The following is a 25,062-nucleotide window of genomic DNA, read 5'->3' on the forward strand; positions in this document are numbered from 1 at the left end:
AGCTACAAAGAGGCCGCTTGAATCAATGCCTGAGTATAATGGTGCCTTTCTTTGTTGTATAGATCTTTTATTGAAAATTGATCTACTGCTTCTCCATTTTTCATGACAAGGATGTTTTCGCACAAAAAAGACACGGCCCTTATGTCGTGAGAAATAAAAAGGATTGCCATATTGGTTTTGGTTTGGAGGTCCTTAAGCAGCTGTAAAATATGCTTTTGCACGGTGACATCAAGACTTGCAGTTGGTTCGTCACAGATAAGGAAGGAAGGCTCAAGGCTTATGGCACGGGCAATACTCACTCGTTGCTTTTGTCCGCCGCTTAATTCGCTTGGATATCGATGGACCATGGAACTTTCTAGACCTACTAGTTCTAGTAGTTTCTCTGCTTTTTCTTTTTTCGTGAATTCTGTTCCCTTTAAAAATGAAGGAGTGAATTCTTTAAAATTATCAAGAGGCTCCAACAGACTTTTCCAAATAGGTAGCTTCGGGTTTAATGTACTGTTGGCATCTTGAAAGATCATTTGTACATTTTTACGATAAAGTCGCAGGTGTTTGCCTTTTGGTGGACTAGACTTACCGTCGAAGATAATCTCCCCGTGATGGATGGAATGGAGACCGAGTAGCACCTTGGCTAAAGTACTTTTACCACTTCCACTTTCTCCAACAATTCCTAAGGCTTGTCCTTCATTCAGTTGAAAGGAAATATTTTTAAGTGCATGAACATCTCGAGAATAATAGCTTGATAGATTTTTTACTTGAAGCTGCTTCATGGTACCATTACCAGTTCTTTTTCATGCGGAAGAGAAAGCAGACAGCCGCATAATTTTTTTGTATAAGGATGCTGATGGTTACACCGAATCGCTTCGGATAATCCTTCCTCCACTATTTGGCCTTTTTCCATGACATAAATTCTGTCTGTTCGTTTGTAGGCTTGTGTAAGGTCATGAGTAATAAGAAGAACTGCACACCCTGTCTCCTCTTTCATTTTGGTAAGATAATTCAACACTTTTTCTCCATTCAATACATCTAACGCGGTTGTAATTTCATCGCAAATCAGTAGCGATGGCTTTAAAACAATGGCAGTCGCAATAGCCGCCCGCTGTACTTGACCTCCACTCAACTCAAAGGGATAGCTCTTAAACACCCTTTCGGCATCCAAGCCCATCTCGTGCAAAGCATCTAAAGCAAGACGTTTTGCTTCTTTTTTTGAGAGAGGAAAATGAGTGCGAATGGTTTCAACCATTTGACTTCCGATTTGAATATAGGGAGTAAAGCTTCCCCGGTAATCTTGAAAAATGATGCCGATTTCCTTTCCAAGGATGTTCCTTTTTTTTGAGGAAGAGGGACTATTCAGGCTGCTTTGTTTATAGGTTAGTTTTCCGCTACCAGTCATTTTCTTCGGAAGTAAGCCCATGATAGTTTTTGAGATTAAGCTTTTTCCTGATCCGCTTTCTCCAATTAGCCCCACCATTTCACCTTGTGCGATTTCCATGTTTACTCCCTGCAAAAGTTCACGACCTTCTCTATGACTTTTTACATGTAAATCTTTTATGGTTAATAATGCTTCGCTCATTTCCCATCACTTCCTTTTCTCGTGTCAAAATTACTTTTTAGTCCGTCACCCAGCAGGTTAAAGGTTAAGACCGTTAGCATGATGGCGACACCTGGGTAAATCATTAGGGCGGGCACTACTTGAAAATAAGCACGGCCATCATTTAACATCGCTCCCCATTCCGGAATAGGGGGTTGAGCACCAAGACCTATGTAGGATAACGCAGAAATCATTAAGATTATTTTCCCAATATCCACCGCTGCCATCGCTATCACCTCTGGCATTATTTGTGGTAGCAAGTGTAAACGGATGGTTTTCGTATGGCTGGAGTGAACTATTTTTGACACCTTTACGTACTCTTTTTCCTTTTCAGCTAGCACAAGCCCCCTCACCACCCTTGCATAAACTATCCAACGAACTAAAATGATAGCAATAATGATGTTGGTAAGACTCGGGCCAAGTATCCCGGCAATGGCGATTGCTAGAATAAAGTCAGGAAAAGCTAAGATGGCATCTATTATTCTCATAAAAACCGCATCCAATTTCCCTCCAATATAGCCAGAAAACAAGCCAATGGGAACGCCAATCAAAATAGAAAAAATAATGGCAAGCACACCAAGTCCAACGGTTAATTTTGCCCCCAATAGAAGTCTTGACAAGACATCTCTGCCTAGCTGATCTGTTCCTAACCAATGGCTAGAAGATGCGGGTTGTAACCGATTCCCCATATCAATCAAAAAAGGGTCATGGGGAAGAAAATAGCTTCCAAACACTGTAAGAGTCATTAAAGTCAGAGTAAATAATAACCCTATTAACAGTGGACGTTTAGGAAGGAAGCGAACTTGCTTCATTTTTATTACTGCATTCTCCATTATCCCCACCCCTTCCCAAGCTTGATTTGCGGATTAATTAGGTTGTATATGAAATCTACCATTAGATTTGTCATCACTACGATAACTCCCACCACAATAATATAGCCTTGTATTAATGGATAGTCTCTCTGCATGACGGCTTTTACAATCAGATCTCCCATCCCTGGCCAAGAGAATAAAATTTCAATGACCGTGATCCCGCCTAAAAGACTGCCAATACTTAAGCCAAACATGGTTACAATTGAAATTAGACTTCCTCTGAGTGCGTGAAAGACAAGCACACGATGTTTATTTAGTCCTCTAGCATACGCTGCTTCAATATAATTACTTTGCAGTGTACTAATGAGTCTCTCTCGAAGCAGTTTGATATACATTGGAGCCATGGCTATCCCTAATGTCAGGGATGGCAAAATAAAATGAGCGAGGCTTCCCTTTCCCATGACAGGTAAGAGGTTCCATTTCAATGAGAAAAAATAGATAAAAAGCAAACCTAGCCAAAAGCTTGGAATAGATGCTCCAAGCATGGCAATCACTCTGCTCAAGTAATCTGGCCAGCGCCCTTCATAAATGGCACCTAGAACTCCCAATGGCACAGCAATGATCAATAGTGCCGTCAAACCACCTGCTGCCAAAAGAAATGTTGCGGGCAACTTTTCCACTATTATTTCAATAACCGGTTTTTTGGAGATGATGGAATTCCCTAAATCAAGTTGTGCTAAGTCAAGTAACCAGTTCCCATACTGTTTTAGAATCGGCTGATCAAAGCCATACTCCTCCATCACTTTTTGTTTATCTTCTTTGGTAGACACCACATCATCTACTTGTAATACTGCACCAATCGGATCACCTGGTGTAAGTTTCATCAACACAAACGTTATAAACGACAGAAGTAGTATCATGACGATTAATTGCAACAGCCTTGAACCAATGATAGAAAGAGACGAACGCATCATCTCACCTGCCTCCCTTTTTTTACATGAAGAAAAGTGAAAGCACGATTAGATGCTTTCACTTGTTCTTTTATTTCTTCACATCCATTTTATTAGTAATTAAATAGTATTCTTCTGAACCTGGAGCCCAATCTTTCACTCGATTATTCACACCAACAACAATGTGAGGGTGCATGATAAAGGAGTGTGGCAATTTCTCCTGCAAAATCGAAACTGCATTTTTTTGAAGCTCCATTCGTTTACCCTTGTCAGCAGTTTGATTCAATTCTGCCGTAACTTTATTCAGTTCAGGAATATCAATTTGCCCTGGGTTCAAAGCCCCTTCTGGTAAATAAGCCACATTGAAGAAATAACCGCCATCTCCACGTGGAGCAGTTAAATTGGAATAGGTAACAATATCCCACTCCTTTTGCTTCTCCCAAAGGTAGCTGTCTATGTTTTCAATTGTTACAATCTCAATTTCGACACCGATTTTTTTCGCTTCCCCTTGAAGATATTGTGCAATAAGCGGAAGCTCTGGTCTGCCTTGATAGGTAGCTAGTTTAAGCGATAGCACTTCCCCGTCTTTCTCTAACTGACCATTCTTATTTTTTTCATAGCCTGCCTCTTTTAATAATGCTTCTGCTTGTTTTGGATCATAGGAGGAGACCGTCCCTTCCCCTGCGAAAGGAAAATCAGGGTTAAACGGTCCGAATGCCTCCGTTGCATGACCGCTCATGATTTCCTCTACAGCGACTGGGCGATTTACGAGATGATCCAATGCCTTACGAACATTTTCATCCTGCAATGCTGGCTTCGCTTGGTTATAGAGGAGAAAATGAACCCTTAGACTTGGGACAGATTCCACTCGTAAATTTTCGGCACTCTCAATCGGCTTCAACGTTTCTGGAGGCAGGTGATAAGCAATATCCGCATCTCCAGATTGAAGGGCCATCGCCCGAACATTTCCGTCTGAGTTAAATGTGATAGTTACTTCATCAAGCTTAGCTGCTCCATCCCAATACGCTTCATACTTTTCTAATTTCACCTCTGCTTCTGAGGTAAAGCTTTTCACCTTAAAAGGACCTGTTGCTATCGGCTTTTCTCCAATATTTTCTGCATCTGCTTTAATAATGGAGGCATTTGTATGAACAAGTTCTGAAAGAAACGCTGGATAAGCTTCCTTCGTCATAAACGTAATCTCTTGTCCATTTGCCTTCATCGATTCAATCTTCAGACTGGCTGCAATCGCTTCGTTCGTTTCAAGCACTCTCTCAAAGGAAGCCTTCACCGCTTCAGCGTCAACCTTAGTTCCGTCATGAAATGTGATGTCCTCTCGAATTTTGAAGGACCAGCTTCTTTCATCCTTTTGCTCCCAGGATTCAGCAAGCCATGGTTGAATTTCAAGATTTTCATCTATTTTTACCAACGTCTCCGCTACCCCAGCTCTCACTCCCATCCAATCCTGATGTGGATCCATCGTTTTAGACGGAAAGCTAAATAACATGGTAAGAGATTTTTTCTCCGACTGCTCTTGAGATTGTGATTGTTCATTGCTATTGCACCCAACAAGAAGCGCGAGTACGATCATTACTAATCCAATAAGATATTTTTTCATATTTTACTTTCTCTCCTTATCAATCTATTATTTTGTTTTTACAACGAATGGGACTATCGTTGCTTTTGGCATTCTATCTCTAGAGAGCGCAATTGACGCACCGATAATCAGTGCACCACCTAGCAAAGTAAGCAGGCTTAAGGTCTCTCCCCAAATAACAAATCCCCACATCACATTAAAAAAGATGCCTATGTATCGTACAATTTCTACCACCATGATGTTTTCATGGGTAAAGGCACTTGTCAGAACAAGCTGCCCCAATAAGGATACGACCCCAATACAAACTAAATAAAACCACCCAATAGGTGTAGGAATCACATATTCATTCCACATTAGGGGTAATGACACAAGTGCTCCAGCTGCAAGAAAATAAAAAACAATTTCATATTGATGATGACTTTTACTTAAATAGCGAATGGAGGTCGAAGCACAAGCCGCTAAAAAGGCACTTAGAATCCCGACTAATGCAAACACCGAATAGGAATGAAAACTAAACGGATTCACAATCAATACCGCCCCTAAAATGAACAACGGAAATAGCTTAAACATTCGCAAATTCATCTTCTCTTTTAAAAAATATCCTGAAAGAAAAATCGCAAAGAAAGGGGACAAGTGTGCCAAGATGCTGGCATCACCCAAGGAAATATGTGCAATGGTGAAGAAGTATGCGAGTAAATATAAAGCACCCAATGCACCACGGAGAATTAACATTGGAATCCCTTTTTTTGAAAAAGCTACTTTGGCCTTCCTCATTAACAGAAAAATAAGGCAAACGCCAATAAAGCTTCTAAAAAAAACAATTTCTGAAACTGGTATCGTTTCACTTGCCGCCTTTACAAACACATTCATGATACTAAACGTTAGAGAAGATACAATCGCTAACAAAATTCCTTTATTCATGCTACCTCCTTCTTTGACAGCGGCTTTGTTAATAATCGTAGTGATTACGATTTATAGCGCGTGACAAGGTGTCCTCTCCCTAGAATCACCAATCAAATCGTAACCTTTACTATTTGCAGGTTTTACTATACTCTTTTCTGTTTGACCCGTCAATATAAAAAATGCACTAGCCCTTCTAAGTAGGGCTAGTGCATTAAAATCAAAAGATTATTAATAAATCTTCCAGTTTTTTTATTTTATAGTCATATTCTGAAGCTTCTCCAAAGCCATAGCAGGCATATACAAAAGGAATTCCAGCCGCCTTTGCAGCCTCTTGATCTCCGAGCGTATCTCCTACATAAACTGGACTTTTTAATTGATTTCTCTCTATAACAAGCTTGATATTTTCCCCCTTTGACAGCCCAGTTCTTCCCGGATTTTCAAAATCAATAAAATGCTTGTCAAGCTGATGATATTTGTAAAAGGCTTCAATATAGCCTTCCTGACAGTTGCTTACGATGAAAAGCTTGTACTTTTCTGATAAACTCTTTAATACCTCTTCCACGCCGTCGTATAGCTGGCCGCCTTTTGCTTCTAAAAGCACTTGCTCAGCACTTCCACATTCGTTCAAAAGCTGGTTGCGAGTGGACTCATCTAGATCCGGGAAAAAGCGTTTCCCTATTTCAGGCATCTGTAACCCCATTGTTGCTTTAAAATCCTCACTGGTTAATTCTCTATCCACTTGCTTGTGATTTTTTAAAATTTTGTTCCAAGCGACTAATACCGTTTCGCGAGAGTCCCATAACGTTCCGTCTAAATCGAAAATAATGCTGTCCATCTGTGTATCCTCCTGGTCATTTTTTTTGGAATTCGTGATATTTGTGCATAGTCTTCTTTTTTTACGAATAATTTGCTTTCAAGACCTCTTTCCAATATGGAAGACAATTTTTGTCCGAAATCTCTCTTCTCAAGACCTCTTTTAAACTCGGGCGCTCATTATTGTCCGAAACCTAGCTTTTCATTTGGACACTCATTTTTGTCCTTAACTTGATTCTGAAGACATCTCCCGTATTTTCCATTCATGCCTTAGCAACCCATACACTACCCTGTCAAGGTATTCTCCGTTTAAGTATTCATAATTACGAATGACACCTTCTTCTTTAAAGCCAAGTTGTTTCGGAATCCTTTGACTCTTCCAGTTTTGGCTAGCCACGTTTATCTCCACTTTTTCCAGATGAAGATTCCTAAATGCATTCGTGATCATCGCCCTTACCGCAATAGTAGCTAAACCTTTACCTTCGTATTCTTTTCCTAACCAATACCCTATTTCCGTCTTTTTTGCATCAGAATCTATGTACAGATAACCGATGGAGCCCACTAATCTTCCTTCGTGCCAGATGCCTGCCCAGTAGCCATTATTCTTAGCATAACGTTGTAGTGATTTCTCAATAAATGTAGTGCAGTCCTCCACCCCTTCTGTTCTGGTTGGAAAGGATAGCCATTTTCCTATGCTTTCTTTGCTGCCATCTATTAAATAAAACAATTCATCTGCATGTTTTCTTTCTAATAATTGGAGATAGGTCGTACTGTTGAGTATTGTTTTAAACATGAGAATCACCTTTTTTCTTTCTATATTACTAATTCCAAGGATGTAGAAGATAAAATGCAAGGCTATTACTAACAACTTAGATAAAATTTGTTAATACTTGTATCAAAATCTATACAAGGAACAAAATAAATTTATAGGCTAGCTCTAAATACTTACTTGAGAGTGTTGATTATGCTAATACCAACTTTTTTTACGGTTCTCTTCCTTTCTATTATGCTTGTTTTCACATTAAAATGGTGTTTAAATCACTTTCATCGTTTTGAGCTCTTTCTTCTGTTTCTCTTCACATCCTCAATATGTCAATTTACATATTTTAAGCTTTTTTCCCCTTATGACCGCTTAAGTGCAAGTAAAGGCTGGTGGGCTGTTCTATCCATAAAACTTCACTATGGATTAATTCTCCCTATCCTTTTAATTTGGATTTTGTATGTTTATGTTTCAAAAACTACAGAATTAAAAAAACTTATATCCATCTTTACGTGGATTACATTTGTTGTGGTTGCAGAAAAAATATATCTTTTATTAGGTGTTTTTCAATCAAAAAGTAATAGTTGGTATCCTTCCATTGATATGTTTTTCGGCATGGTGATCATTTCAATTAGTATTTTCTTTCTTGAAGAGTTGAAGAATATATTAAGGAAGGAAAAGATACTATCATGAATGTTTTTATAGAAATAATGAAACCTATACTCCCAAGTTCCTTTGATAAAAATGAAATCTATACCCTCAGTATTACTCTGATCGTTTTATTTTGTTTGTATATTATACACAAAAGAAAAAATCCTCTACTTAAAACCGAATATATTGCATTTTATCTCTTTAATTTCCTTTTATCAGTGGCAGGTGACTCTCTTTTTGCTGAGCCACCTTTTGATTTTTATGATACTGTAGATAAAGCTCATGGTGAGTTATTCGATATTATTTTACAGGCAGGTGTTTATCCTACAACTATCATTATTGGATTACAACTTTATGCGCTTCTTAAACCTAATTCAGTAGTTTTTATCATTGCTTTTGCTTCTCTTTTAACTACACTAGAGTGGGTTTCAGTTGAATGGTTTAACTTATTTCAATATAAAGAATGGAAACTTTTTCACTCTTTTATCTTTTATACATGCATCATGATATTTAATACTGTCTACTTTCATAAAGTTCACCACTACCTTCATTGTTTAAGACAAACCTATAGGTGTGAATGAGGCTGCGGAGGAAAAAATCCCTCAGGACTTTTTACCACCTTTTCTTTAGGAAAGACCTCGCACATTTTTTCATAGACCAATTGCTGGACATTTTTCTTCAGCCATAAAGTTTTTTCACCTTCTTCATATTTTTCATGAACATTCAACCGCTCCGACCTTTTGCCACCACTGCCATCTCCAGTAAAGTCATCCACACAGACCCTGTCCACGATTCCTTTAAGCTTTTGTGCAAAACGATCAGAAAAAGGCAGGGCTGGTGCGATGGCTACTTGTGTTGGCACACCATTCTCATACAAGGATTTTACTGCCGCTATTCTTGCCGGTATGGGTGGGGCAGCAGGAGAAAATCGCTTGCGGACATCTTCTACATCCGTTTCAATTGTCATACTTACGAGGACGTTTTTCCCCAACTTTTTCAAAAGATCCATATCCCTTGTCACTAGGGGACTTCTCGTCTGCACCATTAGAAAATCTGGTTGCTCCTCTACCATTACCTCCAATAAAGCTCTCGTAATTTCTTCCTTGTGTTCAACTGGTTGATATGGGTCGGTACTGGAGGACATGAAGATTTTAATTTGCTGACCTTTTTTTCTTAGAAGCTTCAATTCTTTTGCAAGTTTGTCCTGCGCGTTTCTTTTAATATCCACCCAGGTTCCCCATTCCTGCTTCCGAAACAAGCCAACTGGACTTTGTCTGACATAACAATAGGAGCAGCCAAAGGCACAGCCAATGTATGGATTTAGTGTGTGGGTATAGCCTTCAAGAAAACCACTTGCTTTTGTTAGCAGCCTTTGTGGTGTTTTTTCGTTAATATCCAACTTGCTTGCCTCCTCTCTCCAATTGATATCAATATTTTCCCCTTGTTGATTTCCCCTTTTTCTCTATACTTAAAGTATCACATTTATCAAGGGAGATGGTACATATGGTACTTACGGTTTTAAAGCCTATCTTTGCTGAATCAGCGAGCAATCTTGTGAACACTATTAGTTCATATTCTGGTACAGTTTTGTTCAAAAAAGAACACTGGGTAGTGGATGCGAAAAGTTTACTAGGCGTATTAGCCCTAGCTCTACAGCCTGGACAGGTAGTGGAAGTGACATCTGATGATGGAGAGGAAGTATTTGAGGCGATTCTTGCACTTGGATATTTTGAGAAAAAAGAATAGCCATAACGAAAAGTCCTGAAGAATTCTTCAGGATTTTTCATTTTAACTTCAGCAAATTAGTGTGAAAATTTTTAGAAGTGTTTCTCCTTAAAAGCTGGACTCAGCTCACTCCACACATCAAATTTATTTCCGTCAAGATCTTCAAATACGAAGTTACTTCCAGTATGACCTCTGTCTTCAATCTCACCGACTCTAATACCCTTCTGTATAAACTCATCATGGATTTTTTCTAAGGCATTTAATCCATTCACTTCAAAAGTTAGAGCAAAGTGCTCATACCCATGAATGTCTATAAAGTTAGAGCTTTGGTTTTCAGCAGCCCTTACGAGAAAAATACTTTGATCTGCTATATTTACTATTGCTTTATCCTTATTTTGAAAACTCAACTCAGCACCCAGTTTCTTTACATACCACTCTGTTGACTTTTCTACATTGTTGACGGGTATATAAGTTGTACCTACTCTCCATAATTTTTCCTCCATTAGACTGTTTCCCCACTTTCTTATTCAATCGTATCCAATAATTCTACTTCAAGGTTAGCCTGGTCCTGCCAAGATTTGTACATCTCAAGATGCCATTTATCTCTTAATCTATTAAAACCTTGCTCGAAAGTCCATTTATGTAGTTGTTCATAAGCCTCAAAAATACCTTTATTAGAGCCGTGGTACGTTGCAGTTGCGTATCTCTGTGGAGGAATCCTGAGTGTTACCATTCCATCTGGAATATTCTCAAACTTATCCACTGCAACAGCTACCCAGTATCCATCTTCGCTTTCTGCGTGGGTATCTACTATAAATGCACCATATTGGATTTCTTTATTGATCACGTTTTTAATTTCATTCTGACGGTTCGTTAATATCATCGATGTTTTAGGAATTTCTTTTGCGTATTGATCTTCTGCACATAACACTCTGAAGCCTACTAACTTAAGCTCTTCAAGATTTATAACGTTCTCGTCTTGTATCAATTTCACTGTCAACTTGATTCCCTCCAACCTCACCTATTAGTAAAGGATTTTCTCTTAGATTAACTGAAGAACCTGACATAGATATGTACTCCTTTCAGCACCTCCATTTATAGAGATGCATCTGGAACTGAAAATCTAACAAAAGTCAAAATTATTGATAAAGAACTCTCGTGTATCTTCATGGGTGAGAGTTTTCAGCAATTCTTCTTCATTTAAAAACGTAATGTCGCTAATTTCTTCATCCATTGGTTTTAGGGTGGCGATCTCCCCAATGTATGCAAAGTGAAACATCGTGGTTTCTTGATTGGTAAAACCGATTTTTTGTTGGATATGTACGGGGAAATCAAAACAGATTTTCTCGTTGAATCTCTTGATAAGTCGAAAATTAGACGATCCTGTTTCCTCCGCTAATTCTCTTAACATTGCCTGTTCCAGACTAGAATCTGTTGGTTCGACTCCCCCTTTGACAAAATCACATTCACTCTTGATTGATTCTTTTTTAGCGCCGGCATTTATCTTCTTCTTATGGACCACTAGAAATTTGTCTCTATAAGTAACAATGGCTCCTACTGCCTTTCGAATCAAGCTGTTCACGACCTTCTATTAAGAAATATTTACTATGTAAAATTGAAACACAATAGCGGTAGAAAATACGATAATTAGCATTTCTACGACTGTGATGATAGATTGCTTTGGATTTTCAGAGTACTTCCATTCAAAAAACGCGCGTACCGAATAGTCCAGTACAATATAGATTACCAATACTAAGATGAATCTTCCTAAGGACAGATTATCGTAAATAAAATGGTAAGAAAGGAAGGGATAAATAATGATAAAAGCAATCCTCATACCCCAGTCAATTTTGCCATGAAGTTTGTTTATGTGATTATAGGAGAAGATAGGGCCTTTTTTCTCTTTCCTTATGTTTAGTGTTTTACTTAAGATGAATCTTGAAAGATAAATTATTACCATAACCGTCATTACAAACAGGCCAAACTTTAATAGCATCTACGGGCACCCCCTTGAAAATATCACCTCTATAGGTATACGGAACATCCTAATGAATGTTTCAATATTTTGAAAATTTTATTTTTTATTTGTTTTAGGATAGAGTTAGCATTAGACAAACAATCACAAGTGTTGAGGTGTAGTTGATATGAAAAGTGAAAAAGAAAAAATGCTCGCTGGGGAAATGTATAGTCCGGAAGATTTGGAGTTAGTGAGAGATAGGCAGCATGCTCGAAACCTAGTAAGAACTTTTAATCAAACCGCTGATGAAGAAGGAGAAAAACGGTTGCAGCTTTTAAAGGAATTATTAGGTTCTACAGGTGACATCGTGAAAATGGAGCCTAACATCCGCTTTGATTATGGCTATAACACCCATGTTGGTGAGAATTTTTTCGCTAACTTCGATTGTACGATTTTAGACGTTTGTGAGGTCCGGTTTGGGGACAACTGTATGCTTGCACCAGGTGTTCATATCTATACTGCCACCCACCCATTGAATCCAAATGAGCGAAATTCAGGCAGAGAATATGCGATTCCAGTTACGATTGGCAATAATGTTTGGATTGGTGGCGGTGCCATTATTAATCCCGGTGTAACGATTGGGGACAATGCGGTTATTGCCTCAGGTGCAGTTGTCACTAAAGATGTTCCTGAAAACGTGGTTGTTGGTGGAAATCCAGCAAGAATAATTAAAGTAATAGAGTAAAAAATCCTGTATGAACTACGCTATGGTTGTTGTTATATTGGTTTAAACAAACACTCGCCTATCCTCTTTGGAAAGCGAGTGTTTGTTTAAAAAAATTAATCCCTCCGAATAAAATATGGGCCACATTCTTTTTCATGCGTCATAATAAATGTCCATTTATTATTCCAATCCATTACATACATATCACTAAAGTGCATGTGGCTTTCGATAAATGGTAGTTCCTCGATTGAAAGAGTATCAGCATTTTCAAGAAGGTACGCATCGTCAATGAATTGATAAAAAATTGTGCATTTATGCTTGGGTTGATTTAGAAATGCTTTTACTGCTTCTTCTTTCTCAAGGCATTTTACCTTTTTCCAACTACATAAGTGCCACAGAAAATTATCCATCCAAATCGCTTTTTGCTCTTCAATTGAAAGATGGCTTGCAAAACATTCACGCCATCTAGCACGTAAATAATTTCCCCATTTAGGTATTTCAATTTTCTTTATTTGTCTGTTTCTCATAATTTTCATTTCACTTCTTACCCTTTAGCAATTGAGATCATCTTGATATTTTTCAATTACCGCTTCAATTAATATTCCTTCTTTATAAAAATGGTTAACATACACGTATAACAGCATCTCATTTTGTTCTGTTTTTACTATTTTAGATAAAACTCTGTTAATAATGTCAGCATGTTCTATCGGATTTTCATACATGGTATTCCATGCCCTAACCTGCAACTCTAACTCGCTACTAAGAGCTGTCGCCTCCAAATCTTCCTTAGCAATTGGTTCTGCTAAATAGGCATAAGGGTCTTCATATACATTTGTGTAGATAAAATGAAAAGGATTGCTCTCTCTATTAAGTTGTTTAATATCATTTAATTGGATTGGCAATTTCACATCAGGCGTTATCAGCCAATAGTCAAAGTCTGGATTTAATGTTTTCAGATATTCTTCAAGAGTTGTCTCTTCTAACTTGTTTTCATCTTTTAACTTTTGGTAGGTGGCAGGACGATAAAAATACTCCGCTTTTATATTCTTTGCTACAATGGTCCATTCTGCTTTCGGACATTCAAATAATACACGAAATGCAAAACCCTCTCTTACCTTTTGCAACTCATAATAAATAAACCATTGATCGACTTGCAGTGGCTCATCAAACTCTTCCTTTATGATATCCTCAAAAGTAAACTGAATGAGTGCTTTTGAGGAGAAACCACCATCTGTATTGATATCAATTTGAAGCGAATTATCCTTTCGCTTCAAGCATTGAATCGTTGCATCGTGCAGGCTTTCTTCAAAAACTTCTTGCACAGAAGTTTCTAGATTGGTAAGTGCGTGTTGGGTTTGCTCTGCAGCAGCATCTAATACCCGCTCAAATTTTTTTGTTTCTTCTCCTACCCAATGCAAATAATTTTCTCTGACTTGCTTTGGCAGTGTTGGTTGATTTAAAGTACCATCTTCTACATATGATATAAACTGCGACGGGAGATTTTGCAACAATTCCTCCCTTGCTTCTTCTAGTTCTTCTTTTAAGTCAGCTAATAGGTCTTCCCCTTCTTCTTTTGCATCCTCCAAGGCGCGTTCCCATTCTTCGGCAGACTCTCGAATTGGGAGTAGAGTGCATTTTTCAAATCTTTCTTTTGCTTCTTTTGTTATATTCCACATAAGATCACCTGCATGTTAAATTTCATTCAATTTTATAAATGCTTTATAAAGTGCACTAGCCCATTTTCATATCCTTTAATGGCATAGCCAAATCTTTCATAGAGACGGATTGGCCCTACCCATTCCGCATTTGTTTCAATCAATAGCATGTTCATCTCAAAACGCTTTGCTTCTAATTCAAGGGCTGTCAGCATTTTTGATGCATATCCAGCGCGTCGAACATGACGAGCAACTGACATTCTTACAATACGGCCACAGTTATGACCTTCTTTTAGCAAGCCACCTGTACTAACAACACTGCCATTAACCATACCTACTAAAAACACATGCTTCGGCTTAGAGTATGTATCCATCAACCTGTACACATCAGGATTTAACGAATGATCAATCTCGTTAAAGTAGTCTAGAAACCCATTTAGAATCAAAGCTTTCGCTTGTTCTTCATAAATGATGGATAATTTTTCAATCGTAAACTCATTCACTAGGAGACTCATTTTTCACCTCTTCTTGAACAATGCTGTCAACAATCCATCTAACGCAAAAATATCCTTGTTTTCGGTTAGTCTCATTTTCCTGATTTCGAGCTCTTGAAACTGATGGAAAATTGTTCTTAATTTTTCCTCAGTAAAGCCCAATCCACCATGAAGGCTTCGCTGCCTATATACCTCTAAATCTGTTAAATCTGCTCCTCCATATTTCCCGCCCACTGCAAAGCAATTTAGTGCAAAGTATCCGTTTGGCTTTAATGCTCGCTTTATTAGGTTAATGTAATTTCCCCTTCTATGTGGCGCGATATGATGAAAGCAGCCTGAATCGTACACAACATCATAGCTTCCTTCAGCAATTGATAGCTTGAACAGATTTTCCATAATAAAATTTACGTTCACATTGTTTTCATCTGCCCGTTCCATTGCCCATTTTAACGCTTCAGCGGATGCATCTACCGCATCAACCTCACAGCCTTTTTCAGCAAAGTAGATGGCATTTCTTCCTGGACCACAGCCTAACTCCAGAACTTTTTGTCTTTCTAGAAAATAACCCTGTTCAAAATATGCCACTACATTTTCATCAGGATGATTGGCAAAAAAGGGAACCTTCTTCTCCCTATCTATATAAAAACTATCCCAGTCAAAACTAGTGTTCTCCTTTAAAAGTTCATCTAGCAATTCTAACAGGTCTTCATTAGTCGAAATTGTCTTCATCATAATCCCCTTTGTTCACATGTGTTTAGGACGGATAATATTCCATCGGCTCAGAACAACGAATATAGCCGTTTTTCACATAGTAATTTATAGATTCCTCACTTGGCCAGACAATAACAAACTCATAGTTGTTCTCTTTAACCCATTGATGGATCCGTTCAAGCAACTGACTTCCTAAACCTTTGTTTCTATAGTCCGGAATGGTGTATACGTTCGTCATATAAGCAAACGGGTATGTTATCCTGCCTGGTCGAGGTACTTTTTGAATGAGCTCGATATAAATGTGTGAAACAATCTTCTCATCAGCCTCCACCACCCAGATAAACCATTGCTTCCCAATGATTGCTTTCTCTAAAAAAGCTTGGCATTCCTTTTCAAAATCTGCAAAACTCGCACTTCTTTTGCTTTCATCATGTTCAATCGTAAAGTCCCATCTCATTTTGATTAGCTGTGAGATGTCCTTAGTTTTTGCTAGTCTTATTTGCATATATTAAGTACCCATCTTTCTATAAATACTTCTATTAAAATCTTTCCATTCTTCATTAACTTCTCTAGACGACACTATCTTCCATGGATTAAAGAATGTTTGCCCATCTTTATTAAAGTACATCTGGTCTCCTATATGGTAGGAGGCATGCTGAATATTTTCGCTACTATCCTTCCAAACCACAACATCTCCTACATATACTTCTTCAACGTCATTTTGCATCACATAGTTAGCATTTTTTAAGCCTTCTAAAAACGTTTGCGGATGCACCCATTCATGAATCAACCATTCTTGAGCTGAGATCGCAAACAGTGTCGCAGATAAGCAATTACTACCTGACTCTAAAGGGAATGTATTTGCATACTTTCGGAGATGTGCTGGTGCTCCTGCTGGAAGCTCGTAACATTCCCAGCTATCCTTTTCGGCTGCAAGCTTTTCTACTATGTTAATTTTCATGGAATATGAAAGTTCTTCCCACATTTGTCTTTGAAGGACTATGAATGGTTTTTTATTTCTTTCTAAAATATTTTCTTTTGGTATGTATTCCTTATTTATAATGAGGGATAGGGGGAGGATTAATCCTCTATTAACTTCTAACTGGCTACAATTTAGACTGTTTTTTATTGGCTTTGGCAGTGATGGATACCAGCTTGGATGGGCAACGACCACTTGTTGCACCTCTTTTGCAATTCTCCAGTATTCATAACTATTGACAAGCTGAATTTGTTTGTAGGAAGCGTGTGCAAAAAATTCTTCTTTAGGCACAATTAACACCGTTTCTAAGTGCTTTTTCAGAATAATTAAATCCTCATCCTTCAAGAAAAACAAATCCTTTTCAGGTACATATGTATGCATCCACTTTTCTAAATGGATGATTGTTGGTTCTATCATTTTTTATTCATTTAAGTTATCCCGAAGTGACAATAATGATGAGATATTAAGCTCCTCGCTTTCTATTACAATTGCAGTAAGTCCTTGTTCGGTTTTGGTTTCGTGCCATTCATCCTTTGCCCATAATACTGCGTTTCCTTGTGTCACCCTTCGGTATTTATCCTCTTCTCCTCTTACCCAGCCTTCCCCTTGAACAACAATGAGTAATTGTGGAACAGTTGCTTGATGATAGCCAACTATTCCATTTTGGCCTAGATGCATACACCCAATTTGTGTTTTCTTCATGGTATTCGCAAGATGTGACATTACAAAGTCAGAGTTGAATTTCGTTATATTTTTTACTGATTCTTTATTAAAATTGTATATTTGCAAGTCGTTTCCCTTACCTTCCTATTTTTTTAAACTATCCAATAGCAAGTATCCAAATACAACTCCAGCCATGGTTATCAATGTGGTATTACTTGTGAACATAATTTCTGATGCCAGCCACATATTTATTTCAAACGTTATATACACGAGAGGAATGACTGCAATGTAAAGCGCTGGAATTCCAATGGCGGTAAGCTTTATCCAATCAAATGTCCATTGCTTATTTTCTTTGATCTCCATGATTAGCTTTGGTAAGCGAAGCAGCATCCCCATAAGAATTGGAAAAATAGTAGATAGAATGACTAATGGCGTCATATTGTAGGTTCTTTTTGCTTCCTCACTTACTGTACCTAGGTATTCATATCCTAGAAAAAAGATGAACCCTATCACTATAGTAGATAAGAAATAAAATAGAAATCGCTTCATTTTTCATCTCCCTCTCTCTAGTTTTCTGAAATATGTATCTAGATATCGACGGTTCGCTTCATTCATCTCCGCTGGTAATTCGTTCAAATGAAAGTATCTCATGTCCTTTGATTCACTATAGTCGATTTCTAACGAACCTGTTGCTTGATAAGCTAAATAAACGGCGGTGACGGAATAAAACTCATCCCCGTTATTAAGTTTCATATAATAATCCGGTCCAGAGCATATGTCTAATAGCTCCAATTTCTCTATTTCCAATCCAGTTTCTTCTTTTATTTCTCTTCTTGCTGTTTCTTCTAAACTCTCACCGACTTCCAATAATCCGCCGGGTAATGTCCAACTCCCATTTCCTCTTTGCTGTAATAGCACTTGATTCTTACTGTTTAAAATTAATACAACTGCTCCCGATAAAAGCAGTGGTCTTGTACCGACCATTTTTCTTAATTCCATCACATAACTCACTTTTTCATCCCCTTGGAGAACTATTTACAACCCGAATATCACCTATGAATGTTACTTTTCCATCCTCCACTATCAGTCCATCCCCATCGTTACCAGCATAAATCTTTGTGTTGGTTGTTTTTGAAAATGTCTTCACTGCCTCTTTAAACTGATCATCCCAACGATTATAGTGAGGAAGAAACTCGAAGTCTACGAGACCAAGCGTATTGAGTTCCACTTTCACCGAACCTTCTGAAAATAGTTGAAATAAATGCGCTGATTTTCCAAGCTGGACAGCACCACCACTTACTCCAACAATGGTTCCGCCTTGCTCGAAATATTTTTTTAGCACTGGCTCCATTTGCCGCGCCCTTAATGCCTGTCTAAATGCAATGGGATTTCCAGCAGAAAGGTGAATAATATCACAGCTCAACAACTCTTCTATTTTTTCACTATGAAATTCCTGATACAGGTCAAAGAAAATTATGTCTTTAACCCCATATTTCCGATAATATTGGACTTTCGTTTGAAAATAACTTTTGTCTTTATCCTCTGTTGACGGGATGTAGCCGATTTTCAATGTTTCTGTGGTCACACTAGAAAACAAAATTTCATCTAGCCTTTATTCCCTGGAGACTCCATTATTTGATCTGAATAAAAAAATAATCTTCCCACTTGAAATCCCCCTGTGTTATTCATCTAATACTTTTTTTCGATATTTTAATAATCTGAATATGATATAGCCCAGCATCCCCAAAATCAAAACTAAACGAATGGTGTGGTGAAGGTATGGGCTTACGAGAATAAATGTAATAAAGAAAATGCCTATAACCGACAATAGTTTTGTGTAGCCAATGGCCGTTTCAGAAAACTCCGGTTCTTCACGATACATCCATCTCTGTCCCCATGACATGCTATCTTCTGGACAAAAATAGGTCCATATTAGAATCCCATATACTGGAATCATTAGTATGAAGTACAGAATTGTTTCCGCCATTGGACTACCTCCTTGCTACAAGCCAAAATAATGAATTGGGTTATTTTATTTACGGTTTTACTTTACAAAAGTTTCAAGTTCTCAAAAGGAAAAAGCTCCTGCTCTTTATTTACCCGTCCTGATCGCCGTTTCACTAATAAGCACACTCAACTTCAATCGCGTTAACCATGCTTCAGAATCACTCATTTTTCTATTCGGACTGTTTAGCTCTTCTTGGTATTCCAATCCCTCTACAGCCTGATATCCTATTTCCTTCTTCGCTATTCTATGTACAATCATTGCCCACTCTGCATCTGTCATTTTTTCAGAGGAATATGTATTAATCAATTGTGCCGCTTCTTTTGAAAACAGCGCAGAACCAGCGGTAATATCCACTTCTTTTCCTAGCTCTAAAGAACAAATTTTATTGGTGATTCTTTCTGTCTCAATCCATTCAATGGGATGAGCTGCGAATGCCCTAGCTGTTCTTCCTAAGATTACATAGTGATAGGGGGATTCTGTATGTAGCAAATTTTTTAATTCTTCCTTATGATGCTTTATCCATGTTAGCAATCTATCAAAATCACAATAATGAAAGTGCGGACTGTGGCCGGTTAGTCCAAATTTCACTGCTTCTCTCCGTGCGTTCGCAGCTCCTGATTTAGGAATCTGTTTTGTTTGAAACTTACTGTCTTCCAAAGCGGTCGTTAGTTCTTGTGAGGATTGGTCACTTATGGTGATGAAAAGTTCCGAGTACAGATCCTCTAGTGTTCTTTGAAGTTCTTGAAATAGCTTTATGTTTCTACCATACGGGTCGTGTGTAACGGTAATTAGTGCGGTTTGTGGCATGTTTTATCCTCCTGAGTTATCATCTTCAATTTTGTGCCACCTAAAATCTTCATGTTTTAATACAGTTTCTCCCTTTGGATATCCAAAATAATAAAGCGCATTTCCTTCCTCATCAAATGCCGTTGGATTTAGAAAGTCAATTTGCTCACTATAGGGGAATATGAACGTAACTCTCTCCCCCTTGTTTATCTCTTTTCTTTGAAACTTTTCATCTAAACTAAGTTCTATGTATCCTACTTTTTCTGTATTGGAAACCACACTAAAGACGGTGGTCCCTGCATTATTATCAGATTTAAAACTCAAACCACCTATCAGTTGAAGATCATCTGAATTAAATGGATAATAAGTCGCGATACTACTTTTATAAAGCACTTTTCGCTGTAAACCTATTGCCGTCGATATAAAACAAAAACATTATTACCAATAATATAGGAATAAGCTATTCCCCACTTCTAAAAACAATCACTGGCCCATTCCACTTCTTATTTTCCAAAAGCTCGTCATGTATGATTGCATCTTCTGTATAGTCCGATATTACCTTCTTCCAGAACTGATAGGCAGCCTTATTTTCACATGTTTGTTTGATCTCCCATACTCCTGGAAACTGTTCAAAAAGAGAAACTGCCACTGTCTTGCCCACACCTTTATGACGGTATTTTTTCATGATAAAAAAATCACTGATGACATTTGTATTCTCGTAGGTGCTAAGTTTTGTGAATTCTTTTGGCACACCTAAGATTAGTAAAGCAAATCCAGCAATCTCTCCATTAACTTTGACTATGTACGGACGGCGGTAGTCCTCTGTCCATTGATGATCTAAGTATTTGTAGTTATACAGGCCATGACGATTTAGCACATGCCCGTCAAATTCACTGCTGTCATAGCGGTAGAGTTGCAGGAGGTTTTGAAGGATTGGTTTGTCTTCATAGGATGCAAGTTTTAAGGAAATTTCCATATCTATCTCCTCTTGTATATGTTAAAATTTTTACAATATTCTACTATTTTAGCATAAATTTTCTTGTTCTATAAAAAAATGTAGGTGAGCATGATGAATAATGTATTAGAAAAACTGCAGGAAATTAAAGAGGGCAAAGTAGGTATGGAAGTCTTTTCAAACCAAGCTCAAACTAAGATTCTGTCGTTAAATCGGGAAATGGTCGTTCCTTTAGCGTCATCAGCAAAGGTGGCAATCGGATTTTGTATTACAAAGTGGGTAGAGGAAAAGCTTTTTTCTTGGGATGATGCGGTGGAAAATATAAGTTTCAATCCTAATGAAGATAGCAAGGAGCTTTACCCCCATTTTCAGCATCGAAGTACTCTAGCTTTACGCGATGCGGTAGAAGTGATGATTGCTTGTCATGACAGTCTCGTTGCTAGCAGGTTAGTCGATTTTTGTGGTGGTTGGGATAAGGTCAATCACACCATTCAATCATTTTTTCCTAGTATTTTCGTTACTGTTAATCCCAGAGATGAACGAAATCAAGGACAGTTGAATGAATTACTTGAATTAATGGTTTCTCTCTTCAAAGCCTATCAAAATCGGCCGTTTTTATGGTTGCCTCTGATGAATGGACTTGTTCGCCAGCAAGGCAGTGTGGAGGGTATTGTGGCTTTTCATTTGAATCATATGACAGGTGGATTGGAGAATGTGATAGTAAATATTGGGATTATTGGAGAGTTTCATGAGAATCCCTTTGTTTATGCATTAGGAGCGATTGATTTGCCAAACCGCACTCACAATCAAGAGGCTGATCATAAAATTTGCGAGGCAATGAAGCTGCTGTATCTTGAAAGTTTGGACGGGTGCACCTCCCGTCCGTAATAGCCTATGCTAGGAAATATCCAAAATGTCCTTTACTCGTAGCCACCCGGCATCGCCGAATTTGTCGACAACGTGCAGGCGCTCGTTGAGGGGATCAAGGTGGTGCACTGCCCCTACAAAGAGGTGGTATCTTCGTTTTTCAAAATAGGTGATGGTGACTTCCCGTCCTGTTTCCATCGCATCACAAAATAGGTCGTTTAATTCTTCTAGGCGCTGCTCATCAAGCTCTGGTTTGGTTTCATACGTATCTTCTTTCGTCCAGTCGCGCAAGAGCTTGACGTGCTCTGGCAGCATCATGGACGTCCATTTAATGGTTCCTCGGTCTCGTATCATTTTTGACACTCCTTTATGCTTTATGTCCACCGACTAGCCTGCTTCTGTAGACAGCTGTGCCGGCATTTGTGTAGGAGACGGCACGCAATAGCGCATTGGAGCCGTATTTTCCGCGGATGGTGTCCATCACATAGCCAAGGTCACGCTTTTTCGGTTGCTCTAACTCAAAGAGATTGAGTTGCATTTCATCGTCCTCCACAATGTTGGAGAGAGAAATAGCAATTTTCCGAACTGTTTTTCCCTGATAGTTTTCTTCAAAAAGCTCGAGACATGTGCGGTACAAATCCATCGTGATATTAGTAGCCCGCTCCATTGTTCGGGAGCGATAAAAGCCGCCGCCAAGCTCGTCACGGCTATAGCCAATACCTAGGCTGACGGTGCGTCCGGCCTTACGATGATGACGAGTTCTTCTGGCAACCTCCTCGCAAATTTCTAAAATAACGTGCTTCACCTCTTTTGGATCTGGGTAGTCACGCAATAAAATCTGGCTTTTTCCAAAGCTGATTTGCCCTTGGATGATGGGTGCACCAAGCTCCGATAAATCAACTCCCCAAGCATGGTGATAGAGCTGATTGCCCATTATGCCGAATTTTTTTTCTAAAAGCTCCAATGGGTAGCTCGCGAGCTGGCCGACATTAAAAATTCCCATTCTATTTAAGGTTTTTTCTACTCTGGAGCCAATTCCCCACATTTCACTTAACGGGGAAAGCGGCCAAAGCTTTCTTTTCACATCTTCATAGGTCCACTCCGCCACGCCCTTCTTTTTTGCCTCTAAATCAAGACAAAGCTTTGACATCAGCATGTTCGGGCCAATTCCAATCGCACATGGAAGCTGAAATTCACGCTCCATGTCCTCTTTAATTTTGTAAGCAATCGTAGTGGCATCTCCCCAAAGCGTCTCCACCCCGTCCACTTGTAAAAAGCTCTCGTCTACACTGTAGGTATGGATGGCACTCTTCGGTACATAACGATTAAAAAGTCGGGTAATTTCAGTGGAAATGCGTAGATATGTTGCCATCTTAGGGTTCACAATATGAATGCGTTCGTCCTTTGGGATTTCAAAGCAGCGCGATCCTGTTTTAATGCCAAAGTCCTTCTTTAGCATCGGAGACGCTGCAAGCACGACACTCCCCTGCCGCTCCGTGTTCCCCACCACCGCAAGGTAACAGGTAAGCGGGTCCAGCCCCATCATGACAGCCGAGCAGCTGGCGTAAAAGCTTTTCATATCTACACATAAAATCTTGTTGTTAGGCATCTTGCTGTAGTCTATATCCACGAACCATTACACCTCTCTAAAACAGAATATATGTTCGCATTAGTAGTATATACCTAATGATAAGCGAATATACGTTCGGTTTCAATGGTAATTTTCACTACATTTTTCGACAATCTTCTTTTTTGTGTGTGAAAAAGCTTTATAATGAGAGGCAGAATGAGGTGAGCAAAGTGGAAAAAAAGCTTGGTAAAAAAAATGATTCGTAATTGCTTTATACAGTACCAGCACGACTTGGAATCTATTCCCTTGAGTGAGGAAGAGTATGACAAACTGGTTGAGGATGTGGAGCGTGTGATGGCAGAGGAAGACGCAACAGATGTGCATTTAAAATACTCCTTATAAAAAAGGACCTCACTACGCAACCTAAACATAAAAAGCAAACTGCGTGGGGGAATTCCTATGAAAAAACATTCTGAATTACTTTTATGGATCATGGTGTTCATGTCCATTCTAACGCTTCCATTCTTGGGCTGGAAGCAAATAAAACGCTTTTTACCTTCAACCTTATTCATTTCTATTTTTATTGCCATTGAAGGATTGTTTGCGAAAAAATATAATTGGTGGGCGGTTTACAAAAAAATCCCTCCTTACTTTATTAGCAATTTCGCTTTTATTATCGGTCCTTTTTTCGCAGGTTCCCTATGGATTTTGCGTCTTACCTATGGGAAGTTCCATCAATACATTTTATTGAATGCTGTTATTGATGCTATCTTTGTTTATCCTTTAGTGTCCTTCATAGAGTATATGGGCATAGCTGCGATGAAAAAAATGAAACGCTATCAGTTTTATATGACTTTCATGGCAAAATCTATTTTGATGTATGTGTTTCAGTGGGGCTGGGAAAAGGTTAAGAACCGTCGCGGTCTAGAGGATACGGCTGGGGAGTACGAGATATAATTTGCTGACGAACGAGTCAGAGCAGCCTCGGCGCGGGTTACAATGCAGCTCTTGGGCTGGGTTAGTTGATGTATGAACCCTCTCTATTCATCACTTTTGGATCTTGAGAGGTTTTTTTGATGAATAGAGCCATCCAAAGGTCCAATATCTCCAAAGGTTCCGCATTTAGCTCGAAAGGTATCACAATAACCTCGCAACCTCCCCCAATTTGCTCAAAAGCTTTTCAAAAATGCATCTAAGGTTTTTCTGTTCCCTCCAAAGACTATCTTAAGCATCCCCAAAAACACAAAAATCCCCACAAGATAGTTGTGGGGACATACGGTACTTTTATAGTTGCACTTCTATCTCTACTGGTTCACTATCATCCAGCAGATTCTTAAGGGTTACCTTGTATTTGTGGTCTTGTTCTGCAGATACATCCTCTACATGCCACGGCATGCCGCTTTCTACTTCCTCTAGGGCTTTGGCGACAGCTTGTTGTTCATGCTCGTCTTGTTTTGCGTCCACCACGACCTTGATGGCACCGGATTGTGCTGGGAAGGATTCTGCGACGACTCCGGAATTCCAGACTGTCACTTTCATCCCAACTGTTAGGTCACCAGCCTCCATCGCGTCACCATTAGAATTTTCTACCGTGGTGCTTTCTTCTAATGTGTACATGGTTGCGGACTGGCCGGAGCCTCCGTTGTTAGGGAGTTGTCCTGTCACAAGAATGCGAACATTACCTTCGTTTGCTATAGATACAATGTAACCTGTTAAATCCTCTACTGCTTCTACGTCGTCATTTACTGGCTCATCATCAGGCTGCTCGTTGTTCGGTCCGTTCGATCCTGTGCTTCCATTGTTGTTATTTCCGCCAGCTGTTCCGCAGCCGAACAAAAGAAGGAAGCAGGCTAACACACTAACAAGCTTAATTTTTTTCATTTTTCTCACC

The 25,062-nt window shown here is 38.8% G+C and carries 37 protein-coding genes; 7 read left to right on the plus strand and 30 right to left on the minus strand.

Annotation, left to right across the window (positions count from 1 at the left end; translation table 11 throughout):
* Window positions 1–2: 2 nt before the first annotated feature.
* The 8 genes from FIU87_RS12635 to FIU87_RS12670 form a co-directional block, all read right to left on the minus strand.
* A complete protein-coding gene (locus FIU87_RS12635; protein ID WP_152444922.1) occupies window positions 3–770 on the minus strand; it encodes an ABC transporter ATP-binding protein in 768 nt (255 codons plus the stop codon).
* On the minus strand, window positions 767–1,573 hold the full coding sequence (locus FIU87_RS12640; RefSeq protein WP_152444923.1) for an ATP-binding cassette domain-containing protein: 807 nt from the start codon (window positions 1,571–1,573) through the stop codon (window positions 767–769). The genes FIU87_RS12635 and FIU87_RS12640 overlap by 4 nt, the downstream gene beginning before the upstream one ends.
* Window positions 1,570–2,424 carry a nickel transporter permease gene (gene nikC / locus FIU87_RS12645; protein WP_152444924.1) on the minus strand — a complete coding sequence of 285 codons (855 nt, stop codon included), beginning with the start codon at window positions 2,422–2,424 and terminating at the stop codon, window positions 1,570–1,572. Before nikC ends, FIU87_RS12640 begins: the two co-directional genes overlap by 4 nt.
* Window positions 2,424–3,377, minus strand: coding sequence for a nickel ABC transporter permease (gene nikB, locus FIU87_RS12650; RefSeq protein ID WP_253905408.1), 954 nt, complete (start codon window positions 3,375–3,377; stop codon window positions 2,424–2,426). Before nikB ends, nikC begins: the two co-directional genes overlap by 1 nt.
* A 67-nt stretch (window positions 3,378–3,444) precedes the next feature.
* The gene (gene nikA / locus FIU87_RS12655) at window positions 3,445–4,971 is read right to left on the minus strand and encodes a nickel ABC transporter substrate-binding protein (RefSeq protein ID WP_152444925.1); all 1,527 of its coding nucleotides are present in this window, start codon (window positions 4,969–4,971) and stop codon (window positions 3,445–3,447) included.
* A gap of 27 nt (window positions 4,972–4,998) precedes the next feature.
* The gene (locus FIU87_RS12660; protein ID WP_152444926.1) at window positions 4,999–5,871 is read right to left on the minus strand and encodes a DMT family transporter; all 873 of its coding nucleotides are present in this window, start codon (window positions 5,869–5,871) and stop codon (window positions 4,999–5,001) included.
* A gap of 199 nt (window positions 5,872–6,070) precedes the next feature.
* Complete coding sequence (locus tag FIU87_RS12665; RefSeq protein WP_152444927.1) at window positions 6,071–6,688, minus strand: HAD family hydrolase; 618 nt, start codon at window positions 6,686–6,688, stop codon at window positions 6,071–6,073.
* 204 nt (window positions 6,689–6,892) lie between these two features.
* The gene (locus FIU87_RS12670) at window positions 6,893–7,459 is read right to left on the minus strand and encodes a GNAT family N-acetyltransferase (RefSeq protein WP_152444928.1); all 567 of its coding nucleotides are present in this window, start codon (window positions 7,457–7,459) and stop codon (window positions 6,893–6,895) included.
* A gap of 171 nt (window positions 7,460–7,630) precedes the next feature.
* Here FIU87_RS12670 and FIU87_RS12675 point away from each other — a divergent pair, with 171 nt between their 5' ends.
* Both FIU87_RS12675 and FIU87_RS12680 read left to right on the plus strand, forming a co-directional pair.
* Complete coding sequence (locus tag FIU87_RS12675) at window positions 7,631–8,119, plus strand: hypothetical protein (protein WP_172971052.1); 489 nt, start codon at window positions 7,631–7,633, stop codon at window positions 8,117–8,119.
* Window positions 8,116–8,658 (plus strand): hypothetical protein, encoded by a 543-nt coding sequence (locus FIU87_RS12680; RefSeq protein ID WP_172971053.1) that lies wholly within the window; start codon window positions 8,116–8,118, stop codon window positions 8,656–8,658. Before FIU87_RS12675 ends, FIU87_RS12680 begins: the two co-directional genes overlap by 4 nt.
* Here FIU87_RS12680 and FIU87_RS12685 read toward each other — a convergent pair.
* Window positions 8,643–9,476 (minus strand): SPL family radical SAM protein, encoded by an 834-nt coding sequence (locus tag FIU87_RS12685; protein WP_152444931.1) that lies wholly within the window; start codon window positions 9,474–9,476, stop codon window positions 8,643–8,645. The two genes, FIU87_RS12680 and FIU87_RS12685, sit on opposite strands and share 16 nt — an antisense overlap.
* A gap of 104 nt (window positions 9,477–9,580) precedes the next feature.
* On the opposite strand from FIU87_RS12685, the gene FIU87_RS12690 reads away from it, so the two are divergent.
* Complete coding sequence (locus tag FIU87_RS12690; RefSeq protein ID WP_152444932.1) at window positions 9,581–9,823, plus strand: HPr family phosphocarrier protein; 243 nt, start codon at window positions 9,581–9,583, stop codon at window positions 9,821–9,823.
* Window positions 9,824–9,894: 71 nt separating this feature from the next.
* On the opposite strand, the gene FIU87_RS12695 is transcribed toward FIU87_RS12690, so the two are convergent.
* From FIU87_RS12695 to FIU87_RS12710, 4 genes are all read right to left on the minus strand, one after another.
* A complete protein-coding gene (locus FIU87_RS12695) occupies window positions 9,895–10,305 on the minus strand; it encodes a VOC family protein (protein ID WP_152444933.1) in 411 nt (136 codons plus the stop codon).
* Window positions 10,306–10,325: 20 nt separating this feature from the next.
* Entirely contained in the window at window positions 10,326–10,796 is a 471-nt protein-coding gene (locus FIU87_RS12700; RefSeq protein ID WP_253905587.1) for a GyrI-like domain-containing protein, read from the minus strand.
* Window positions 10,797–10,925: 129 nt separating this feature from the next.
* The gene (locus FIU87_RS12705; protein WP_253905409.1) at window positions 10,926–11,384 is read right to left on the minus strand and encodes an NUDIX hydrolase; all 459 of its coding nucleotides are present in this window, start codon (window positions 11,382–11,384) and stop codon (window positions 10,926–10,928) included.
* Between the two features lie 9 nt (window positions 11,385–11,393).
* Window positions 11,394–11,798: a DUF4181 domain-containing protein gene (locus FIU87_RS12710; protein WP_152444935.1), complete on the minus strand. Its 405-nt coding sequence runs from the start codon at window positions 11,796–11,798 to the stop codon at window positions 11,394–11,396.
* 148 nt (window positions 11,799–11,946) lie between these two features.
* Between FIU87_RS12710 and FIU87_RS12715 the strand changes: the two genes are divergently transcribed.
* Window positions 11,947–12,504 carry a sugar O-acetyltransferase gene (locus FIU87_RS12715; protein ID WP_152444936.1) on the plus strand — a complete coding sequence of 186 codons (558 nt, stop codon included), beginning with the start codon at window positions 11,947–11,949 and terminating at the stop codon, window positions 12,502–12,504.
* Between the two features lie 95 nt (window positions 12,505–12,599).
* On the opposite strand, the gene FIU87_RS12720 is transcribed toward FIU87_RS12715, so the two are convergent.
* The 14 genes from FIU87_RS12720 to FIU87_RS12785 all read right to left on the minus strand — a co-directional run bounded on the left by FIU87_RS12720 (window position 12,600) and on the right by FIU87_RS12785 (window position 20,755).
* Window positions 12,600–13,010, minus strand: a complete 411-nt coding sequence (locus tag FIU87_RS12720) for a DUF4275 family protein (protein WP_152446553.1) — start codon at window positions 13,008–13,010, stop codon at window positions 12,600–12,602.
* A gap of 24 nt (window positions 13,011–13,034) precedes the next feature.
* Window positions 13,035–14,159, minus strand: a complete 1,125-nt coding sequence (locus FIU87_RS12725; protein ID WP_152444937.1) for a DUF4085 family protein — start codon at window positions 14,157–14,159, stop codon at window positions 13,035–13,037.
* Between the two features lie 32 nt (window positions 14,160–14,191).
* Window positions 14,192–14,653: a GNAT family N-acetyltransferase gene (locus FIU87_RS12730; RefSeq protein ID WP_152444938.1), complete on the minus strand. Its 462-nt coding sequence runs from the start codon at window positions 14,651–14,653 to the stop codon at window positions 14,192–14,194.
* Window positions 14,654–14,656: 3 nt separating this feature from the next.
* Window positions 14,657–15,364, minus strand: a complete 708-nt coding sequence (locus FIU87_RS12735; RefSeq protein WP_152444939.1) for a class I SAM-dependent methyltransferase — start codon at window positions 15,362–15,364, stop codon at window positions 14,657–14,659.
* A 22-nt stretch (window positions 15,365–15,386) separates the two neighbouring features.
* Window positions 15,387–15,848: a GNAT family N-acetyltransferase gene (locus tag FIU87_RS12740; RefSeq protein WP_152444940.1), complete on the minus strand. Its 462-nt coding sequence runs from the start codon at window positions 15,846–15,848 to the stop codon at window positions 15,387–15,389.
* A gap of 3 nt (window positions 15,849–15,851) precedes the next feature.
* Window positions 15,852–16,739, minus strand: coding sequence for a hypothetical protein (locus FIU87_RS12745; RefSeq protein WP_152444941.1), 888 nt, complete (start codon window positions 16,737–16,739; stop codon window positions 15,852–15,854).
* A 3-nt stretch (window positions 16,740–16,742) separates the two neighbouring features.
* Complete coding sequence (locus FIU87_RS12750; protein WP_367643890.1) at window positions 16,743–17,045, minus strand: cupin; 303 nt, start codon at window positions 17,043–17,045, stop codon at window positions 16,743–16,745.
* 84 nt (window positions 17,046–17,129) lie between these two features.
* Window positions 17,130–17,534 (minus strand): hypothetical protein, encoded by a 405-nt coding sequence (locus FIU87_RS12755; RefSeq protein WP_152444943.1) that lies wholly within the window; start codon window positions 17,532–17,534, stop codon window positions 17,130–17,132.
* Window positions 17,535–17,537: 3 nt separating this feature from the next.
* Complete coding sequence (locus FIU87_RS12760) at window positions 17,538–17,996, minus strand: NUDIX hydrolase (RefSeq protein WP_152444944.1); 459 nt, start codon at window positions 17,994–17,996, stop codon at window positions 17,538–17,540.
* A 4-nt stretch (window positions 17,997–18,000) separates the two neighbouring features.
* Entirely contained in the window at window positions 18,001–18,570 is a 570-nt protein-coding gene (locus FIU87_RS12765) for a Type 1 glutamine amidotransferase-like domain-containing protein (RefSeq protein WP_216647466.1), read from the minus strand.
* A 96-nt stretch (window positions 18,571–18,666) separates the two neighbouring features.
* Window positions 18,667–18,972, minus strand: a complete 306-nt coding sequence (locus FIU87_RS21250) for a hypothetical protein (RefSeq protein ID WP_216647468.1) — start codon at window positions 18,970–18,972, stop codon at window positions 18,667–18,669.
* A gap of 105 nt (window positions 18,973–19,077) precedes the next feature.
* Complete coding sequence (locus tag FIU87_RS12775; RefSeq protein ID WP_152444946.1) at window positions 19,078–19,800, minus strand: hypothetical protein; 723 nt, start codon at window positions 19,798–19,800, stop codon at window positions 19,078–19,080.
* Between the two features lie 3 nt (window positions 19,801–19,803).
* Window positions 19,804–20,172 carry a hypothetical protein gene (locus tag FIU87_RS12780; RefSeq protein WP_152444947.1) on the minus strand — a complete coding sequence of 123 codons (369 nt, stop codon included), beginning with the start codon at window positions 20,170–20,172 and terminating at the stop codon, window positions 19,804–19,806.
* A gap of 67 nt (window positions 20,173–20,239) precedes the next feature.
* The gene (locus FIU87_RS12785; protein ID WP_152444948.1) at window positions 20,240–20,755 is read right to left on the minus strand and encodes a GNAT family N-acetyltransferase; all 516 of its coding nucleotides are present in this window, start codon (window positions 20,753–20,755) and stop codon (window positions 20,240–20,242) included.
* A gap of 93 nt (window positions 20,756–20,848) precedes the next feature.
* Between FIU87_RS12785 and FIU87_RS12790 the strand changes: the two genes are divergently transcribed.
* Window positions 20,849–21,622: a serine hydrolase gene (locus FIU87_RS12790; RefSeq protein WP_152446554.1), complete on the plus strand. Its 774-nt coding sequence runs from the start codon at window positions 20,849–20,851 to the stop codon at window positions 21,620–21,622.
* Window positions 21,623–21,631: 9 nt separating this feature from the next.
* Here the strand turns inward: FIU87_RS12790 and FIU87_RS12795 are convergent, their stop codons facing one another.
* Window positions 21,632–21,955 carry a YolD-like family protein gene (locus FIU87_RS12795; RefSeq protein ID WP_152444949.1) on the minus strand — a complete coding sequence of 108 codons (324 nt, stop codon included), beginning with the start codon at window positions 21,953–21,955 and terminating at the stop codon, window positions 21,632–21,634.
* 13 nt (window positions 21,956–21,968) lie between these two features.
* Window positions 21,969–23,210 carry a Y-family DNA polymerase gene (locus FIU87_RS12800; protein ID WP_152446555.1) on the minus strand — a complete coding sequence of 414 codons (1,242 nt, stop codon included), beginning with the start codon at window positions 23,208–23,210 and terminating at the stop codon, window positions 21,969–21,971.
* 204 nt (window positions 23,211–23,414) lie between these two features.
* Between FIU87_RS12800 and FIU87_RS12805 the strand changes: the two genes are divergently transcribed.
* The gene (locus FIU87_RS12805) at window positions 23,415–23,573 is read left to right on the plus strand and encodes a YqzH family protein (protein ID WP_301538627.1); all 159 of its coding nucleotides are present in this window, start codon (window positions 23,415–23,417) and stop codon (window positions 23,571–23,573) included.
* 57 nt (window positions 23,574–23,630) lie between these two features.
* Window positions 23,631–24,128, plus strand: coding sequence for a hypothetical protein (locus FIU87_RS12810; RefSeq protein WP_152444950.1), 498 nt, complete (start codon window positions 23,631–23,633; stop codon window positions 24,126–24,128).
* Window positions 24,129–24,455: 327 nt separating this feature from the next.
* Here the strand turns inward: FIU87_RS12810 and FIU87_RS12815 are convergent, their stop codons facing one another.
* Window positions 24,456–25,052: a DUF3221 domain-containing protein gene (locus FIU87_RS12815; protein ID WP_152444951.1), complete on the minus strand. Its 597-nt coding sequence runs from the start codon at window positions 25,050–25,052 to the stop codon at window positions 24,456–24,458.
* Between the last annotated feature and the right edge of the window lie 10 nt (window positions 25,053–25,062).

The organism is Bacillus sp. THAF10 (genome assembly GCF_009363695.1).
Classification (GTDB): Bacteria; Bacillota; Bacilli; order Bacillales; family Bacillaceae_I; genus Sutcliffiella_A.

What these genes read in the sequence shown, in the direction of transcription:
- FIU87_RS12800 (WP_152446555.1), bottom strand. Translation starts at nt 23,210, where the DNA reads ATGCCTAACAACAAGATTTTATGTGTAGATATGAAAAGCTTTTACGCC.
- FIU87_RS12635 (WP_152444922.1), bottom strand. Translation starts at nt 770, where the DNA reads ATGAAGCAGCTTCAAGTAAAAAATCTATCAAGCTATTATTCTCGAGAT.
- FIU87_RS12775 (WP_152444946.1), bottom strand. Translation starts at nt 19,800, where the DNA reads ATGCCACAAACCGCACTAATTACCGTTACACACGACCCGTATGGTAGA.
- FIU87_RS12725 (WP_152444937.1), bottom strand. Translation starts at nt 14,159, where the DNA reads ATGTGGAATATAACAAAAGAAGCAAAAGAAAGATTTGAAAAATGCACT.
- nikC (WP_152444924.1), bottom strand. Translation starts at nt 2,424, where the DNA reads ATGGAGAATGCAGTAATAAAAATGAAGCAAGTTCGCTTCCTTCCTAAA.
- FIU87_RS12720 (WP_152446553.1), bottom strand. Translation starts at nt 13,010, where the DNA reads ATGAGAAACAGACAAATAAAGAAAATTGAAATACCTAAATGGGGAAAT.
- FIU87_RS12815 (WP_152444951.1), bottom strand. Translation starts at nt 25,052, where the DNA reads ATGAAAAAAATTAAGCTTGTTAGTGTGTTAGCCTGCTTCCTTCTTTTG.
- FIU87_RS12750 (WP_367643890.1), bottom strand. Translation starts at nt 17,045, where the DNA reads ATGTCACATCTTGCGAATACCATGAAGAAAACACAAATTGGGTGTATG.
- FIU87_RS12665 (WP_152444927.1), bottom strand. Translation starts at nt 6,688, where the DNA reads ATGGACAGCATTATTTTCGATTTAGACGGAACGTTATGGGACTCTCGC.
- FIU87_RS12790 (WP_152446554.1), top strand. Translation starts at nt 20,849, where the DNA reads ATGAATAATGTATTAGAAAAACTGCAGGAAATTAAAGAGGGCAAAGTA.
- nikB (WP_253905408.1), bottom strand. Translation starts at nt 3,377, where the DNA reads ATGATGCGTTCGTCTCTTTCTATCATTGGTTCAAGGCTGTTGCAATTA.
- FIU87_RS12735 (WP_152444939.1), bottom strand. Translation starts at nt 15,364, where the DNA reads ATGATGAAGACAATTTCGACTAATGAAGACCTGTTAGAATTGCTAGAT.
- FIU87_RS12715 (WP_152444936.1), top strand. Translation starts at nt 11,947, where the DNA reads ATGAAAAGTGAAAAAGAAAAAATGCTCGCTGGGGAAATGTATAGTCCG.
- FIU87_RS12740 (WP_152444940.1), bottom strand. Translation starts at nt 15,848, where the DNA reads ATGCAAATAAGACTAGCAAAAACTAAGGACATCTCACAGCTAATCAAA.
- FIU87_RS12695 (WP_152444933.1), bottom strand. Translation starts at nt 10,305, where the DNA reads ATGGAGGAAAAATTATGGAGAGTAGGTACAACTTATATACCCGTCAAC.
- FIU87_RS12680 (WP_172971053.1), top strand. Translation starts at nt 8,116, where the DNA reads ATGAATGTTTTTATAGAAATAATGAAACCTATACTCCCAAGTTCCTTT.
- FIU87_RS12660 (WP_152444926.1), bottom strand. Translation starts at nt 5,871, where the DNA reads ATGAATAAAGGAATTTTGTTAGCGATTGTATCTTCTCTAACGTTTAGT.
- FIU87_RS12730 (WP_152444938.1), bottom strand. Translation starts at nt 14,653, where the DNA reads ATGAGTCTCCTAGTGAATGAGTTTACGATTGAAAAATTATCCATCATT.
- FIU87_RS12690 (WP_152444932.1), top strand. Translation starts at nt 9,581, where the DNA reads ATGGTACTTACGGTTTTAAAGCCTATCTTTGCTGAATCAGCGAGCAAT.
- FIU87_RS12640 (WP_152444923.1), bottom strand. Translation starts at nt 1,573, where the DNA reads ATGAGCGAAGCATTATTAACCATAAAAGATTTACATGTAAAAAGTCAT.
- nikA (WP_152444925.1), bottom strand. Translation starts at nt 4,971, where the DNA reads ATGAAAAAATATCTTATTGGATTAGTAATGATCGTACTCGCGCTTCTT.
- FIU87_RS12785 (WP_152444948.1), bottom strand. Translation starts at nt 20,755, where the DNA reads ATGGAAATTTCCTTAAAACTTGCATCCTATGAAGACAAACCAATCCTT.
- FIU87_RS12710 (WP_152444935.1), bottom strand. Translation starts at nt 11,798, where the DNA reads ATGCTATTAAAGTTTGGCCTGTTTGTAATGACGGTTATGGTAATAATT.
- FIU87_RS12675 (WP_172971052.1), top strand. Translation starts at nt 7,631, where the DNA reads ATGCTAATACCAACTTTTTTTACGGTTCTCTTCCTTTCTATTATGCTT.
- FIU87_RS12755 (WP_152444943.1), bottom strand. Translation starts at nt 17,534, where the DNA reads ATGAAGCGATTTCTATTTTATTTCTTATCTACTATAGTGATAGGGTTC.
- FIU87_RS12810 (WP_152444950.1), top strand. Translation starts at nt 23,631, where the DNA reads ATGAAAAAACATTCTGAATTACTTTTATGGATCATGGTGTTCATGTCC.
- FIU87_RS12745 (WP_152444941.1), bottom strand. Translation starts at nt 16,739, where the DNA reads ATGATAGAACCAACAATCATCCATTTAGAAAAGTGGATGCATACATAT.
- FIU87_RS12795 (WP_152444949.1), bottom strand. Translation starts at nt 21,955, where the DNA reads ATGATACGAGACCGAGGAACCATTAAATGGACGTCCATGATGCTGCCA.
- FIU87_RS21250 (WP_216647468.1), bottom strand. Translation starts at nt 18,972, where the DNA reads ATGGCGGAAACAATTCTGTACTTCATACTAATGATTCCAGTATATGGG.
- FIU87_RS12670 (WP_152444928.1), bottom strand. Translation starts at nt 7,459, where the DNA reads ATGTTTAAAACAATACTCAACAGTACGACCTATCTCCAATTATTAGAA.